Origin of the sequence: Acetobacter vaccinii (genome assembly GCF_008365315.1) — a bacterium.
In the GTDB taxonomy this organism is placed as follows: Bacteria; Pseudomonadota; Alphaproteobacteria; order Acetobacterales; family Acetobacteraceae; genus Acetobacter; species Acetobacter vaccinii.
In genome coordinates this window covers 2,345,001-2,360,723 of record NZ_CP043506.1, presented here as the reverse complement: position 1 = coordinate 2,360,723, position 15,723 = coordinate 2,345,001, and the positions used below count along the sequence as shown (strand labels likewise).

At 57.2% G+C, this 15,723-nt stretch carries 14 protein-coding genes, 1 tRNA gene and 2 rRNA genes; 7 read left to right on the top strand and 10 right to left on the bottom strand.

Annotated elements, in window-relative coordinates; translation table 11 throughout:
• Nucleotides 1-74: 74 nt before the first annotated feature.
• Nucleotides 75-374: a hypothetical protein gene (locus tag FLP30_RS10645; RefSeq protein WP_035351135.1), complete on the top strand. Its 300-nt coding sequence runs from the start codon at nt 75-77 to the stop codon at nt 372-374.
• 73 nt (nt 375-447) lie between these two features.
• On the opposite strand, the gene cysS is transcribed toward FLP30_RS10645, so the two are convergent.
• From cysS to folE, 7 genes are read right to left on the bottom strand one after another with little or no spacing between them, the layout of a single operon-like run.
• Nucleotides 448-1,884, bottom strand: a complete 1,437-nt coding sequence (cysS, locus tag FLP30_RS10640) for a cysteine--tRNA ligase (protein WP_149279798.1) — start codon at nt 1,882-1,884, stop codon at nt 448-450.
• Nucleotides 1,881-2,396, bottom strand: coding sequence for a DUF1176 domain-containing protein (locus tag FLP30_RS10635; RefSeq protein ID WP_123809133.1), 516 nt, complete (start codon nt 2,394-2,396; stop codon nt 1,881-1,883). The genes cysS and FLP30_RS10635 overlap by 4 nt, the downstream gene beginning before the upstream one ends.
• A 40-nt stretch (nt 2,397-2,436) precedes the next feature.
• Nucleotides 2,437-2,997, bottom strand: a complete 561-nt coding sequence (locus FLP30_RS10630; RefSeq protein ID WP_075624989.1) for an LbetaH domain-containing protein — start codon at nt 2,995-2,997, stop codon at nt 2,437-2,439.
• Between the two features lie 17 nt (nt 2,998-3,014).
• Entirely contained in the window at nt 3,015-4,178 is a 1,164-nt protein-coding gene (locus FLP30_RS10625; protein ID WP_089179076.1) for an S-(hydroxymethyl)glutathione dehydrogenase/class III alcohol dehydrogenase, read from the bottom strand.
• Between the two features lie 38 nt (nt 4,179-4,216).
• Complete coding sequence (zigA, locus tag FLP30_RS10620; protein WP_149279797.1) at nt 4,217-5,446, bottom strand: zinc metallochaperone GTPase ZigA; 1,230 nt, start codon at nt 5,444-5,446, stop codon at nt 4,217-4,219.
• Nucleotides 5,447-5,459: 13 nt separating this feature from the next.
• On the bottom strand, nt 5,460-5,969 hold the full coding sequence (gene hisI / locus FLP30_RS10615) for a phosphoribosyl-AMP cyclohydrolase (protein ID WP_149279796.1): 510 nt from the start codon (nt 5,967-5,969) through the stop codon (nt 5,460-5,462).
• Nucleotides 5,966-6,577, bottom strand: coding sequence for a GTP cyclohydrolase I FolE (gene folE / locus FLP30_RS10610; RefSeq protein WP_149279795.1), 612 nt, complete (start codon nt 6,575-6,577; stop codon nt 5,966-5,968). Before folE ends, hisI begins: the two co-directional genes overlap by 4 nt.
• 164 nt (nt 6,578-6,741) lie before the next feature.
• Between folE and FLP30_RS10605 the strand changes: the two genes are divergently transcribed.
• The 6 genes from FLP30_RS10605 to FLP30_RS14375 all read left to right on the top strand — a co-directional run bounded on the left by FLP30_RS10605 (nt 6,742) and on the right by FLP30_RS14375 (nt 12,138).
• Nucleotides 6,742-7,368: a DUF1826 domain-containing protein gene (locus tag FLP30_RS10605; RefSeq protein ID WP_168200088.1), complete on the top strand. Its 627-nt coding sequence runs from the start codon at nt 6,742-6,744 to the stop codon at nt 7,366-7,368.
• Nucleotides 7,365-7,871: a Fur family transcriptional regulator gene (locus tag FLP30_RS10600; RefSeq protein ID WP_149279793.1), complete on the top strand. Its 507-nt coding sequence runs from the start codon at nt 7,365-7,367 to the stop codon at nt 7,869-7,871. The genes FLP30_RS10605 and FLP30_RS10600 overlap by 4 nt, the downstream gene beginning before the upstream one ends.
• A complete protein-coding gene (thrS, locus tag FLP30_RS10595; protein ID WP_149279792.1) occupies nt 7,868-9,790 on the top strand; it encodes a threonine--tRNA ligase in 1,923 nt (640 codons plus the stop codon). Before FLP30_RS10600 ends, thrS begins: the two co-directional genes overlap by 4 nt.
• A complete protein-coding gene (locus FLP30_RS10590; protein ID WP_149279791.1) occupies nt 9,787-11,520 on the top strand; it encodes an ABC transporter ATP-binding protein/permease in 1,734 nt (577 codons plus the stop codon). Before thrS ends, FLP30_RS10590 begins: the two co-directional genes overlap by 4 nt.
• A gap of 160 nt (nt 11,521-11,680) precedes the next feature.
• Complete coding sequence (locus FLP30_RS10585; protein WP_338028476.1) at nt 11,681-11,971, top strand: ArsR/SmtB family transcription factor; 291 nt, start codon at nt 11,681-11,683, stop codon at nt 11,969-11,971.
• A complete protein-coding gene (locus FLP30_RS14375) occupies nt 11,968-12,138 on the top strand; it encodes a metallothionein (protein ID WP_075624995.1) in 171 nt (56 codons plus the stop codon). Before FLP30_RS10585 ends, FLP30_RS14375 begins: the two co-directional genes overlap by 4 nt.
• A 471-nt stretch (nt 12,139-12,609) precedes the next feature.
• On the opposite strand, the gene FLP30_RS10575 is transcribed toward FLP30_RS14375, so the two are convergent.
• From FLP30_RS10575 to FLP30_RS10565, 3 genes are all read right to left on the bottom strand, one after another.
• Nucleotides 12,610-12,686: transfer RNA gene (locus FLP30_RS10575), tRNA-Met, on the bottom strand.
• 32 nt (nt 12,687-12,718) lie between these two features.
• Nucleotides 12,719-12,834, bottom strand: a 5S ribosomal RNA gene (rrf, locus tag FLP30_RS10570).
• Nucleotides 12,835-12,943: 109 nt separating this feature from the next.
• Nucleotides 12,944-15,682 (bottom strand): 23S ribosomal RNA (locus FLP30_RS10565).
• Between the last annotated feature and the right edge of the window lie 41 nt (nt 15,683-15,723).

The window sequence follows — 15,723 nt, the reverse complement described above, 5'->3', positions numbered from 1 at the left end:
GCTTTATCGAAGAGATCGACCGGAAGAAAGTTCCCGGTGAGCGGGTCGAACCTGTACTCATCGGTCATGCGATCATGCCATTCGAGGCACTCGGCGCCAGCGAAGGTGCAGTTGAGTTATACGGCCTGATGGTGACTGTAGCTCATGGTGCGCGGGGCTTCATTGAGATCAGTCGCTTAGCCAATGATGCCGGTGTAATTCATGCCATGACGATCCGTATCGCGCTTCTCGGAACGGTCATGAGTGCGCGCGCCGTTGCGTCGCTTAAGAAGACTCTATCGAAAAATGGCATCGGCGACGCCGTCCGGTGCGCCGCCATCAGACACCCCAAAACTGCTTCTAACAGCCCCGTCCGGCCAGAGTCTTCTGAATGACGTCTTTCGCGCATGGTTTTGCAACCGCCGCCGCCTTTGTTCTCGCGGTGACCACTCCACGCAGGTAAGACTTTCAGGGGTAATCAGAAGAAGGCCGAGTCATCACCCACCGCGTCTCTTCGTGCGTGTCGTCGAGGGCGACACCCTGCACCTGCAACGCAGCGCGTAGACGATCCGCTTCTTCATAATCTTTCCGACGACGCGCCGCATCACGTTGCGCCACCATATCCGCCACGACCGCATCATGTGTTGCATTGATCCCATGACGTCTGATTTCCAAACCGTCGTTCTCGAGGTCGAGGCCCAGCAGTGATAACGCGGCAACGAGTTCATGTCTCAACCGAGAGCGTTTCTCGCCGGGGTCAGTGTGGCGAAGTTTGCGGGCAATCCCGAAAAGCCCGCTGAGCGCCATCGGCGTATTGAGATCGTCTTCCAGGGCCAGGACAACAGGATTGTGGCTGATCGCCTCCACCGCATCCCCATCATCCGGCGCAACTGTGTCCGCCAGCAGACGCTTCAGACGTGAAAGCGCACGACCTGACCCTGTCAGAAGTTTATCTGACCAGTCTAGGGGCTGGCGGTAATGGGCGGACAGAAGAGCAAGGCGGATCGTCTGACCATCGTGGCGTTTCAGAAGATCGTGCGCGAGAACAACATTTCCGAGAGACTTCGACATTTTGCGCCCGTCAACGGTAACGAAGCCATTATGCACCCAAAAATCGCAATAAGCAGCACCGTTTCGCGCGCTCACACTCTGTGCGATCTCATTTTCATGATGCGGAAAAATCAGATCCTGACCGCCGCCATGAAGATCGATCGGCAGACCGAGACAATGCTCCGTCATTACGGAGCATTCAATATGCCATCCAGGCCGTCCCCGCCCCCACGGACTTTCCCAGCCCGGCGCGTCATCCGAGGACGGCTTCCATAGAACAAAATCGGCCGGGTCACGTTTGAACGGCGCAACCTCCACTCTCGCTCCCGCAATGACATCCTCGCGGCTCCGCCCCGACAGTCGGCCATAATCGGCGAAGGACGGGACGTGGAACAGAACATGTCCCGCCGCCTGATAGGCATGACCTGCTTCAAGTAACCGGTCGATCAGGGCGATGATGTCGGAGAGGTGCTCCGTCACACGCGGCTCGAAATCTGGCCGCAGAACACCGAGAGCCGCCATGTCAGCATGATAGGCACTGATAAACCGATCGGTGATCGCCCCGATCGGTTGCCCCGTGCGGACCGCCTCGGCGTTGATCTTATCGTCGACATCGGTGAAATTACGGGCGTACAGGACACATCCGTAGGAGTGTCGTAAAATACGATACAGCAGATCGAAAACTACAGCCGAACGCGCATTCCCAAGATGGGCGTAGTTATAGACGGTCGGTCCACAGACATACATCGTGACCCGGTTCGGATCACGCGGTACGAAAATCTGCTTGCTGCCAGACAGTGTGTTCGTGAGCCGCAGAGGGTGAGCATTCTTCTGGCCGTCGCCTGTCTGCGTCATGACGGATGATCTCCTTCTGAAGAATAAATCAGACGGTATGGACCTTCATGTCCATCACATACCGTCTTGGCTTCCAGGCTTCGCATGATGAAGTGGCCCCAGTCGGCACGCCAGACCGTCCATGTGCCGCAATCGCCCAAGGCATCCTCCCTGTACAAGGAGGTCAAAACACCCGTTCGTTCGTCATAGGTCACATTGAACAGGTAAGGCGTCGAAGACCACACATCCTGATCCCAACGTCGAAACATCAGTAACTCCGCGTGGCCCGTCCGATCTTCCCAGACGACCACCTGCGTCGTGTTGGCAGGAGTAACCGAGCAAGGAAGAAGCCATATACGGTGTCCGTCACTCGCAGGCGGCAAGGACCAGACCCGAAAGGCAAGACGGCCGGACGGGTTCAGACGGTAATGGACACAATCATCAGGAATCACCTGCCGCACTGCAGCAGGTAACTCCTTTTCCTGTGCGTATCCCGGTGACACCAGTTGCCCGGACATGAGCACCAGAACCACGCATGCCGACCTGCTCAAACGCCTCGCTTGTTCGGAGGGGCTAGAGTTCGTTTGCAATGCGTCGATAGGACCGCGCCAGACTGACGTTCATCTCCGCGACGCTTTCAGAAAATGCGGTCGCATCCTGCGTGACCTGCGGGATCGTCAGCAGATCCGTATTCGAATGAATCGTCGTTGTGGACGGAATGTAAAAACCCGTTGGCAACACGCAGTCCTCGACAACGGAGTTGTGCCTCACCACACAACCACGCTCGACCGTGCAGTTGAAGATCACGGAATTGAATCCGATGAATACCTCGTCTCCCACGGTGCAGGGACCGTGAATGATCGAGCGATGGGCGATTGAAGTGCGCGATCCGATTGTCACGGCCGCACCATCTTTCGAGTGGATGACAACACCATCCTGAATGTTCGATCCACTCCCGATCCGGATGGGCTCGACATGGCCATTTTCATCGGCTTCATCGGCACGAATAACGGCATAGGGGCCGATGAAGACATCGTCCTCGACAATCACATGACCGCAAAGGATCGCGGTCGGGTCGACAAAGGCGCTTTCAGAAACTACGGGGAAATCACCACGCGGATTGGGTCTCAGCATAGCCACGTTTCGTCTCCTTAAAGATCGGCCAGAATTTCGCCGGGCAGGTCATTCGACAGGGTTTCGCCCGGCTGATAGTGCATGACAGAGCGAATGGCCTCTCCCCGATGAAGAAGATCAAATGCCGTATTGATCCGGTCATGCGTCATGTTGTGGGTGATGTAGGGATCAACGCTGAACTTGCCCGCAAGCCATTCATCGACCATGCCGGGTAACTGCGAACGCCCTTTTACGCCCCCAAAAGCCGTGCCCCGCCAGACGCGCCCCGTGATCAACTGGAAAGGCCGCGTCGAGATCTCCTCGCCAGCCCCGGCAACACCGATGACCGTGCATTCACCCCAGCCTTTATGGCAGCACTCAAGGGCCGCGCGCATGACATCGACGCGACCGATCGCCTCGAAGGAATAATCCACCCCGCCACCCGTCATCTCGATGATCACCTTCTGGATCGGATCGGTATGATCGGTCGGATTAACAAGATCGGTGGCACCCAGATTTCGGGCCAGCAGAAACTTCGCCGGATTGGTGTCGATGCCGATGATCCGGGAAGCGCCAGCCATGACAGCGCCCTGTATAACAGCCATACCGATCGCGCCGAGACCAAAGACAGCCACGGTCGAGCCCGCTTCCACCTTCGCGGCGTTCCGCACGGCGCCCATGCCTGTCGGGACGGCGCACCCCATGACGCTGGCTTTGGCAAGCGGCGCATCTTTGGTGATCTTCGCCACAGCAATTTCGGGCAACACGGTGTATTCGCTGAACGTGCTGGTGCCCATGTAATGAAAGATCTGGCGGCCCTTGTATGAAAAACGGCTGGTGCCGTCGGGCATCAGCCCGAGCGCCTGTGTCTCGCGGATGGTCGAGCAAAGATTGGTCTTGCCCGAGCGGATCATCGGGCAGTTCGGGTCTTCGGGAATATAGAGCGGAATGACATGATCCCCCGGGGCAACAGAGGTCACGCCTTTGCCCACATCCTCGACGATACCCACCCCTTCGTGGCCGAGAATACACGGAAAGCGTCCTTCCGGATCATGCCCTGACAGGGTGAACATATCTGTATGACACAGGCTCGTGGTCACGATACGAACCAGAACCTCACCGTCTTTCGGGCCTTCGAGATCAACCAGATCGATCTCAAGCGGCATGTTAGGTTCCCACGCAATGGCAGCTCGGGTTTTCATGGAAATAGAGTCCTTAGGAATGACGTGTGATTGCGCGATCAGGCCGGTTCAAGACTTTCCGACTGGCGACGCCAGACCGGAAAAGGATCGGGCAGTCGTGCGTAGCGTGACGGCTCGAAAGGAGTATCTCCAAGATCCGGCACAAGACAGGCGTCAAGATCCCGGCACAGTCTTGCTTCATCCATCTCCGCCGTGCCGATGAAGACGATTTCCTGCCGCCGGTCGCCATAGACGGAATCCCAGTTCCCCAGAACAAAATCCCGCCACTGATCGCTGTCCGGCCACTGGTTTTTCGGTATCGCGGCCCACCACAACCCCATTGCTTCGCTCCGCACAAGGGCTCCGGCCTGACTCATTTCTCCTACCCAGTCCGGGCGCGTGGCCAGCCAGAAATGACCTTTGGCGCGCACGACACCCGGCCAGTTCCGGTCAAGAAAGGCCTGGAATTTCGCGGGCTCGAACGGACGCCGCGCCCGGTAGACGAAATTGCGGATGCCATATTCGTCTGTTTCAGGAACATGATTGGCAAACCCGTAAAGTTCCTTGAACCACAACGGATGCTGGTGCGCCTTGTCGTAATCGAAGCGACCGGTATTCAGGATCCGTTCAACAGGAACCCGTCCCATATCGGTCTCAATGATGTCGGCGTCCGCATTCAGCGCACGAATGATCTTCCGCGCCGCGTCCACCTGATCCGGCGTGGCGGTGGAGACTTTGTTGATGACCACGACATCGGCAAACTCGATCTGCTGGACAAGCAGATCGACCAGAGCGCGCTCGTCGTCCTCCCCGGCTGTTTCGCCCCGATCCTTCAGGAAGTCGCTGGAGGAATAGTCGCGCAGGAGATTGACCGCGTCCACGACGGTCACCATCGTATCCAGCCGTGCGATATCGCTCAGGCTGACATCATTCTCGTCACGGAATTCGAACGTCGCAGCGACAGGCAGCGGTTCTGCGATGCCTGTGGATTCAATGAGCAGATAATCGAATTTCCGCTCCTCCGCGAGCCGCCGCACTTCCTGCAACAGATCATCGCGCAGGGTGCAGCAGATGCAGCCATTGGTCATTTCGACCAGCTTCTCATCGGTGCGCGACAGATTGCTGCCGCCCTCTCGCACCAGATCGGCGTCGATATTGACCTCGCTCATGTCATTTACGATGACCGCGACCTTATAGCCCTGGCGGTTATTCAGAACATGATTGAGCAGGGTCGTCTTGCCCGCGCCCAGAAAGCCGGACAGCACGGTGACGGGAAGCCTGTTGTCCATAGGTGTTTCTCCTCTAGAGCTGCGTCGGGTTCGGGACGTCGCCATAGACGACGACCGGATCGAAGGTCTTGTGCGTTTCGCAAAAGACGAGTTCAGCCAATGACGCCGAAACGACTTCATCAGCAGGGAGATCGACACGCCGGTAAAAACAGCTTCGATAACCCACATGGCAGTTCGCTCCTGTGCCCGCAGTGCGCACGCGCAACCAGACCGCGTCCTGATCGTCGTCGATCCGCATTTCGATGACATGCTGGATCAGCCCGCTCGTAGCCCCTTTCCTCCAGAGGCACTGGCGACTTCGGCTCCAGTAATGCGCCTCGCGGGTTTCGATGGTGAGGGCGAGCGCCTCGGCGTTCATGACGCCGACCATCATCACATCCCCACTCTCTGCGTCCGTCGTGACCACGGTCAGCAGTCCCCTGACGTCGAAACGCGGGGCGAGATCGGTTCCTTCCTCGACCTGCTCGATAGAGACACGAGGTTGGAACGCTGTTGATGCAGAAGGGAGAGCTTCGCCCATCATACGCCCCCTATTCCCGCCATAGCGAAGAACTGGCGACGTAAGGGTTCCGAGGTCTCGAACTCGCCTAGCAGGCGACTGGTGACCATGCTCACGCCCGGCTTATGCACCCCACGTGTGGTCATGCACTGGTGCGCCGCGTCGATCACGACCGCAACGCCGCGCGGCTGCAGAACGCTCTGGATCGTGTCGGCGATCTGGGCTGTCAGTTTTTCCTGAATCTGAAGGCGATGGGCGAAGACGTCTACAAGACGCGCCAGCTTGCTGATGCCGACCACCCGCCTGTCAGGCAGGTAAGCCACATGCGCCTTACCAATCAGTGGAATGATATGATGTTCACAATGGGATTCCAGCCGGATGTCGCGCAGTACCACCATTTCATTGTAGTTTCCGGTCTCTGCGAAGGTCCGCTCCAGAAGAGCAACCGGATCATCCTGATACCCCTCGAAAAACTCCTCATAGGCCCGCACCACGCGATCGGGCGTGCCGACCAGCCCCTCGCGATCGGGATCATCACCAGTCCAGGCAAGCAGAGTCCGTACGGCTTCTTCTGCCTGAGCCCGTGTCGGGCGTGCCCGCATTTTCCGGGGCGTTTCAATCAGTGTGTCCATTCAACCCTCGTCCCGACATTGACTATGTTATGTTATAATATAACATTACGAACATCGCCCACCTCTCGTCAAGCGCTGGAGCCATGCCGTCTTCCACACAGCAACATCCCGTCTCAATGAACATGCCCCTGTCAGCGCGTGCGCCGCAGGAGAGTCCCGGTGTCATGCTGTTCATGGAGAGTTGGCCCGCAGCGAAAGTCGATACACCAGAAGACGCCGCTCTTGGCTGTCCCACACCCCATGTAGTCGCCTGTTCCCACGCGGCCGTCGTGATGGATCTGCAACGGCCCGATGTTGATATGGTCGTATGGGGCCGCAGGGTGCCAGCAGCTTGGGAGAAGTCGGTCACAGGCTGGTCGGGCTCCCCGTCTCCTCTCACTCTCACCGGCATGCCTTCGGAGATCGCGGATTACCTTGCAACCCCGGCTGTGCTTCAGGATTGGCCTCCCGTCATTCTGACGGATGTCGTGGATCTATCCTCTCTGTTCGCTGCTTTGACGGGAGGCATCCGACAGCACATCCGACTGATGGCCTCCCTCAGTAGTGATGCAATATTCGAGCTTCCTCCTGATGCGCTCAGGCTGATCTGCGGCTATGGGCGCACTGGGGCGGAATGGTGCAGCAATCAGGACCCGAAGAGCGGCATCGTCAGTACCCTGTCGCCTTTCGCCGTTGCGTTTATCAAGGGAGCTGCTGAAGGCGAACCTGGCTGCCTCCATCGTCTCCCGGCCAGTGACCCAAACGGTGCGATTCCGGGGCCAATCCTTGTGATGGATACGGTTTCCCGATGAAAGAACATGTCACGCACCCTTCTCGCGGCGTCCATCAGGTTTCCAATACCCCAAATGGCCGGACCACCTCTTTGCTGAGTGATGTGCTCGACGCGCTGACTAAGACAGATTTGCCGTTATCGGCTTATGATATCCTCCGGTGTGTCAGTCATCCGGATCGCCGTCGCGTTGCCCCGCCTACAATTTATAGAGCCCTGGAAAAGCTGATCGCTGACGGGCTCGTCGGGCGGCTCGAAAGTCGAAATGCCTTCGTGCGGATCCGGACAGGCGATCCGTCGCGCCTCGTCTACTGTATCTGCGATCGATGTGGTGCCGCTCAGGCGGTGGAAACCACGTCATCGTGCCAGCAGATCGACAGCGCAGCCGAGACCCTTGGATTCCAGGTCAGGCACCGGGTGATGGAAGTGCAGGGCGTCTGCGCGCAGTGCAGTACGTGTCCTTCTTTCTCGTCCGCGTTGCAACGCCCCCAACAGAACGATCTTCCGACACGCGCCCCCAAATGAGCCGCTGCCCTCTCATCGCCCTTCTTCGTCAAGGTTCTCCCATGTCATCGACCACCATCGCTTCCCGTTCCGCATCACATTCTCCAAAGGACGTTCTCGCCCGGCGTGTGGACGGCGCTCTCTCCGACCTTTCGGCAATCATGTCAGGCGACCGACCTTCTGAGCCTGTTTTCCGGTCGGACGCCGATGCGCTTTCCCTGATCCGGCATGACACCGCCCATGTTCTGGCGCAGGCCGTCAGCGAACTCTTTCCCGGCACCGCCCTTGCGACAGGACCAGCCACGGAGCAGGGATTTTTCTATGACTTCGCTGTTGAGCGCCCTTTCACAGATGATGATCTCGTGCGGATCGAAGCCCGTATGCACGAGATTGTCGATCGGGACGAAGCGATCATCCGGGAAGAATGGACGCGTGAGAGCGCACTTGCCTGGTGTCAGGAGAACCGACAGCCCTACAAGGCGGAGATCATCCGGTCCCTACCTGCTGATGCTATCCTGAACTTTTACCGACAGGGCAACTTCGTCGATCTCTGCCGGGGGCCACATCTCGCTAGCACCGAGCAGATCGGACACGCCTTTCGGCTTCTCGGCACAGCCGGTGCCTACTGGAAAGGTGACCGGAACAATCCGATGCTACAGCGGATTCATGGCACGGCCTGTCGTGATGCGGACGAACTTGCGGCGTGGGAGCAGCGCCAGGAAGAAGCGGCACGCCGTGATCATCGCCGTCTCGGGCGTGAGATGGATCTGTTCCATTTCCAGCCTGAAGCACCGGGAGCAGTATTCTGGCATCCAAACGGCTGGACACTGTTCCAGGCGCTTCTTGCTTATTTACGCGCGCGCCAGCAGGACGAGAACTATGTAGAGATCAATACGCCCGACATTATGGATCTGTCTCTCTGGCAGGCTTCCGGCCACTGGGAAAAATTCGGGGAGAACATGTTCACCACCGAAACCGAAGGCCGCACCTATGCTCTCAAACCTATGAATTGCCCTGGTGGTGTGCAGGTTTTCCGTCATGGCCTGAAGAGTTATCGTGACCTGCCCCTGCGGATGGCTGAATTCGGCAAGGTCCACCGCTTCGAACCGTCAGGGGCGCTGCATGGCCTCATGCGCGTGCGGGCATTTACGCAGGATGACGCGCATATTTTCTGCACGCCGGAGCAGATGGAAGCTGAGACGCAGCGGATCTGCCATCTCGTGCTTTCGATCTATAAAGATTTTGGCTTCAACGATGTCCGTATCAAATTCTCCGACCGGCCCGAAAAACGTGTCGGATCGGACGAGATCTGGGATCGCTCAGAGGACGCGTTACGGCGCGGGGTCGAAGCTTCGGGCCTTTCCTACACGCGCAATCCGGGGGAAGGCGCCTTTTACGGCCCCAAGCTGGAATTCGTACTGCGTGATGCAATCGGACGAGACTGGCAGTGCGGTACCGTGCAGGTCGATCTCAATCTGCCTCAGCGTCTGGACGCGCATTATGTCGGCGCGGATGGGGACAAGCATCCGCCCGTCATGCTGCACCGCGCCCTGTTCGGTTCGCTGGAACGTTTCATCGGCATTCTCCTTGAACACCATGCCGGCCATCTGCCCTTCTGGCTCGCTCCCGTTCAGGTCGTTGTGGCGACAATCACCGCCGCCGCAGACGATTACGCGGACGATCTGATCAAAGCACTCCGCCAGCTTGGCATCCGCGTGGTACCCGATCTGCGTAACGAGAAAATTGCCTATAAGATCCGTGAACACAGTCTCGCGAAAGTACCCGTACTGCTGATCGTCGGGAAGAAAGAAGCGCAGGCGGGAACCGTCTCCATCCGGGAGTATGGAAACCCGGATGCACCAACAATAGCTATGGAAACGGCCATCAACCTGCTGGCTGACGCCTCCCGCTCCCGCCTGTCCCAGGTCTTTGGCACATGAGAGGACTAGGCGCTGCTCTCGCGGATCTCTGGTACCTGAGCCGCCCCTATTTCACCTCGGATGAACGAAAGTCTGCGTGGGGTTTGCTTGGCGTCGTACTGGGGCTGACCCTTCTGCTCGTGGGAGCGGATGTGCTGCAATCGTTTTCGCGGAATATTTTCTATACCGCGCTGCAGCAGCGGGACGTCACATCCTTCCTGCGTGGTCTGTTCTGGTTCGTTCGCACCCCGACGATGCTGATCCCCGGCTTCTTCATCATCGCCGTTCCTACCCTGCTGGCGGCGGTGTACGCCACCTACCTGCAACAATTGCTGCAACTGCGCTGGCGGCGCTGGCTCACACATCGTATGGTCAGTCAGTGGCTTGACCAGAACGTCGCTTTCCGGATTGCCATAGAGGAAACCGGTCTGACCGCTGTTGGCGATAATCCCGATCAGCGCATCCAGGAAGATATCGACGGTTTCGTGCGCGACACCTTGGCACAGTTCCTCGACATCGTGTCACGGCTTGTCACTTTGTTCAGCTATGTCGGCCTACTCTGGGTGCTGTCAGGTGCGATCTCGATATTCGGCGTGCGTATCCCAGGCTATTTCCTGTGGATCGCCCTTCTTTATTCTCTCTTTGCGTCGGCCGTCACGCATCTGACGGGTCGTCGCCTGATTCCACTGCGGATCGCCCAGCAGAAAGCGGAAGCCGACTTCCGGTACAGTCTGGTTCATATCCGCGATCACGCGGCCAGCATCGCTCTCAGTGATGGGGCCAATCATGAGAAGCGTCTTCTGATCGGGAAATTCGACGTCATCTACGACAACTGCCTCGGGATTATGAAACGCGCCAAATGGCTTGGATTCCTGACGGATGGTCTGGGAACATTATCAGGAAATTTTGCTCTTCTCGTCGGATCAATCCGCTATTTCGCTGGCAAGATCACCTTCGGTACGCTGATGCAGCTTGTGCAGGCTTTTTCCCGCGTCGAGGACGCACTCGGATGGATCTGGTCCTCCTACGCGTCACTTACTGAGTGGCGGGCCAATGTCACTCGTCTGGCCACTTTCCAGCGCACGATGGATCGTGCGTCCGTCGGCATCGGGAAAACCACGCGCGACATTACGCCGACCGTGTGCGACATTGTGACTGATAATCTGGATATATACCGTCCGGATGATTCGGTGCTTCTGTCGTCGGTAAACATAACATTGCCCAAAGGACATGATATTGTCCTGTTAGGGCCATCAGGTCTCGGAAAATCGACTCTTTTACGCACGCTCGCCGGTGTCTGGCCGTTCACCAGCGGCACAATACGACTGCCTGCGGAGGAGATGATGTTCGTTCCGCAAAGCCCATACCTTCCTCTTGGAACCCTGCGCGCCACCCTATGCTATCCCCGCTCCCCCGAGACCGTTTCCGATGATCGTCTTTACTCCGTCCTCGCGCAGGTCGGCCTGTCGGCCCTGATCGATGATCGGGATACCGAGGCCAGATGGGCTGAACGGCTGTCGCCGGGAGAGCAGCAACGTCTGATGTTTGGTCGCGTCCTGCTGAACCAGCCGGCATGGGTGTTTCTGGATGAATCGACATCGAATCTTGATGCCGCTTCTGAAAACCAGCTCTATGACCTCCTGCGCGACCATATCCCGTCAGTAACAATTGTGTCCGTCACGCATCGGATCACGCTACAGGAACGCCATCCTGTGACGATTGATCTTCAGGTTTTCGCTCCATCACAGTGAGCGGCGGCGCGCGCGTCGTCATTTCCTCTTTCCGGCTTTCCGCCATCATTCCTATGACGAAAATGCTTGCACCCCTCTCCTCACACCGATATATGAATACATGTTCATGTGTTTGGGAATAACGATGCTGACTGCTGATCATGCCACTGAACTCGGAGAAATGTTCCGCCTCCTTGGCGATCCGAACCGCTTGCGGATTGTCGCATCATGCCTCTCTCAGCCCATGAGCGTTGGAGATATTGCGGACACGCTGGACCTCAGTCCTTCATTGACGTCGCATCATCTCCGTCTGCTCCGCAGTGCGCGTCTGCTCAAAGGCACACGTCACGGCAAGCAGGTGTTCTATGACCTGCCGGACTGTCATGTCCGGCAGATGCTGACCAACATGATCGAACACGTCACTGAACCGCATGACGTGGACGAAGCCATTACCGAAGGAGAAGACCCATGAGCGTTACCGTTGAATCCGTAAAATGTGCCTGCCCAGACTGCGTGTGCGTGGTCAGCGTTAACAACGGCGTCGAGAAAGATGGTCGCATCTATTGTGACGAAGCCTGCGCGACGCATCACAAGGATGGAGCCGGATGCCACCATGCCGGATGCGCCTGTCACGGCTGATCTGGGCTGTTCCTGCTGACTCCGGGGTCAGCAGGAATATCTACATCTGCGTCGTCGAACAGAATGCTGACGACACGTGAGTTCTCAGCATAATAGCTTCCCGATGACACTGCCTCTTGCACCAACCGGAGTCATCGTCCCTCCCCCGTATCGGCATTCATCCAGACAGCAAAAAAGAGAGGATTCCCGGTGCCACGGCACCTTAGGGAAGTCCTCTTTTCGCGGATGTATCTGGGATGATCCCGGCAGCAGCCTGCCGTATGGTTCGACATGGTGAGATCAGTTACCTGCCGAAGTCGTTCCCGGTGCTACAGCCGCTCAAAATCACGCGATCGTGAAGCTGTGATTTCGCGGGCCGTTTACGCCCTACTACGACTCCCGTTTGCATCCTATACGCATCCTGCGCGTGGAGCAGAACGCAGAAAGCCCGCTCTGTGAGCGGGCTAACAAATTGATTTTATTTGGAAATTTTGGTTGCGGGGGCAGGATTTGAACCTGCGGCCTTCAGGTTATGAGCCTGACGAGCTACCGGGCTGCTCCACCCCGCGGGTGAGGATGTATTGATAGGGTGGTTTGGAAGACCTGGCGGCGACCGACTTTCCCGCGGCTTAAGCCGCAGTATCATAGGCGCTGGGGTTTTTCACGGCCGAGTTCGGGATGGGATCGGGTGGAACACGCCCCGCCATAGCCACCAGGTCATCCAGACCACCCTTTGGTGGTGTGGACCGGTTGGTTTTTGAGAGAGTGAGTGTATGACGTTGTGCATGGATGATTTCTGTGCACGGTCTGTCGGTTAGGACAGTGAAGGAGTGAGCCTATTGGGTGATTAGGACCAGTTAGCTGCACGTGTTACCACGCTTTCACATCTGGCCTATTAACGTGGTGGTCTACCACGACCCTTGGGGAGACCTAGTTTTGAGGTGGGTTTCCCGCTTAGATGCTTTCAGCGGTTATCCCGTCCATACTTAGCTACCCGGCTGTGCCGCTGGCGCGACAACCGGTGCACCAGAGGTATGTTCATCCCGGTCCTCTCGTACTAGGGACAAATCCTCTCAAGTCTCCAACATCCACGGCAGATAGGGACCGAACTGTCTCACGACGTTCTAAACCCAGCTCACGTACCACTTTAATCGGCGAACAGCCGAACCCTTGGGACCTGCTCCAGCCCCAGGATGTGATGAGCCGACATCGAGGTGCCAAACCTCCCCGTCGATGTGGACTCTTGGGGGAGATCAGCCTGTTATCCCTAGAGTACCTTTTATCCGTTGAGCGATGGCCCTTCCACGCGGGACCACCGGATCACTATGGCCGACTTTCGTCTCTGCTCGAGCTGTCACTCTCGCAGTCAGGCGGGCTTATGCCATTGCACTCGACAGCCGGTTTCCGACCGGCCTGAGCCCACCATCGCGCGCCTCCGTTACACTTTGGGAGGCGACCGCCCCAGTCAAACTGCCCACCATGCAGGGTCCCGGACCAGGCTTACTGGTCGCGGTTAGACATCAGAGAGAGACAGGGTGGTATTTCAAGGATGGCTCCACGGGAACTGGCGCCCCCGCTTCAAAGCCTCCCACCTATCCTACACAGACTATCTCTGATGCCACTGCAAAGCTGCAGTAAAGGTTCATAGGGTCTTTCCGTCTGACCGCGGATACCCCGCATCTTCACGGGGAATTCAATTTCGCTGAGCCGATGCTGGAGACAGCGGGGAAGTCGTTACGCCATTCGTGCAGGTCGGAACTTACCCGACAAGGAATTTCGCTACCTTAGGACCGTTATAGTTACGGCCGCCGTTTACCGGGGCTTCAATTCAGTGCTTGCACACCTCCTCTTAACCTTCCGGCACCGGGCAGGCGTCAGACCCTATACGTCGTCTTTCGACTTCGCAGAGTCCTGTGTTTTTACTAAACAGTCGCTACCCCCTGGTCTGTGCCACCCGCCAATGGTTGCCCAATGACGGGTCTCGCTTATCCCGAAGTTACACGAGTAATTTGCCTAGTTCCTTCAGCATCGTTCTCTCAAGCGCCTTGGTATTCTCTACCAGTCCACCTGTGTCGGTTTCGGGTACGGTCTATATGCCAGAGCTATTTCCTGGAATGCGCCAAAAGCCAGTCCAATCCGATAAGGACTGACAACATATTGCATTCGTCACTTCTGGCAGGTTCAGGAATATTCGCCTGATTCCCATCGACTACGGCTTTCGCCCTCGCCTTAGGGGCCGACTGACCCTGCGTGGATTAACCTTGCGCAGGAACCCTTGGACTTTCGGCGACAGTGTTTCTCGCACTGTTTGTCGCTACTCATGTCAGCATTCGCACTTCCGATATCTCCAGAGAGGGTCACCCCGTCTCCTTCACAGACCTACGGAACGCTCCGCTACCGCGCATACATAGTATGCACCCACAGCTTCGGCACGTGGCTTGAGCCCCGTTACATTTTCGGCGCAGGGTTTCTATTAGACCAGTGAGCTATTACGCTTTCTTTAAAGGATGGCTGCTTCTAAGCCAACCTCCTGGTTGTTATGGAATCCCCACATCCTTTCCCACTTAGCCACGATTTAGGGGCCTTAGCTGGTGGTCTGGGCTGTTTCCCTCTCGACAATGGACCTTAGCACCCACTGTCTGTCTGCCAGGCTAAACTTCCGGGTATTCGGAGTTTGGTTGGGTTTGGTAAGGCTTTGGGCCCCCCTAGCCCATCCAGTGCTCTACCCCCCGGGGTCAACACCTGACGGTCTACCTCAATAGATTTCGCGGAGAACCAGCTATCTCCGAGTTTGATTGGCCTTTCACCCCTAACCACAGCTCATCCCCGACTTTTTCAACAGGCGTGGGTTCGGCCCTCCAGTGCGTGTTACCGCACCTTCAGCCTGGCCATGGCTAGATCACTCGGTTTCGGGTCTTCTGCCAGCAACTCGTCGCCCTATTCAGACTCGCTTTCGCTACGCCTACACCTAACGGCTTAAGCTCGCTGCAAACAGAAACTCGCTGACCCATTATACAAAAGGTACGCCGTCACCCCATAAGAGGCTCCGACTGCTTGTAGGCATTCGGTTTCAGGTCTATTTCACTCCCCTCGTCGGGGTGCTTTTCACCTTTCCCTCACGGTACTTGTTCACTATCGGTCACTAGGGAGTATTTAGGCTTGGAGGGTGGTCCCCCCATGTTCAGACAGGGTTTCACGTGCCCCGCCCTACTCAAGAATTTTCAAAGACACTACGCATACGGGGCTATCACCCACTCTGGCGGACCTTTCCAGATCCTTCTGCTTCTTCTTCAAAAACTACTGGCCTGTTCCGCGTTCGCTCGCCACTACTAGCGGAATCTCGTTTGATGTCTTTTCCTCCAGGTACTGAGATGTTTCAGTTCCCCGGGTTCGCCTCATCATCCTATGTATTCAGATGATGATACCCTTGCGGGTGGGTTGCCCCATTCGGATATCTGCGGATCAATGCCTGCTCGCGGCTCCCCACAGCTTTTCGCAGCGTGCTACGTCCTTCATCGCCTCCTAGTGCCAAGGCATCCACCGAATGCCCTTATCGCGCTCACTCGCACCATGCACAGAAACCATCCATGCATCATGCATGCAGCA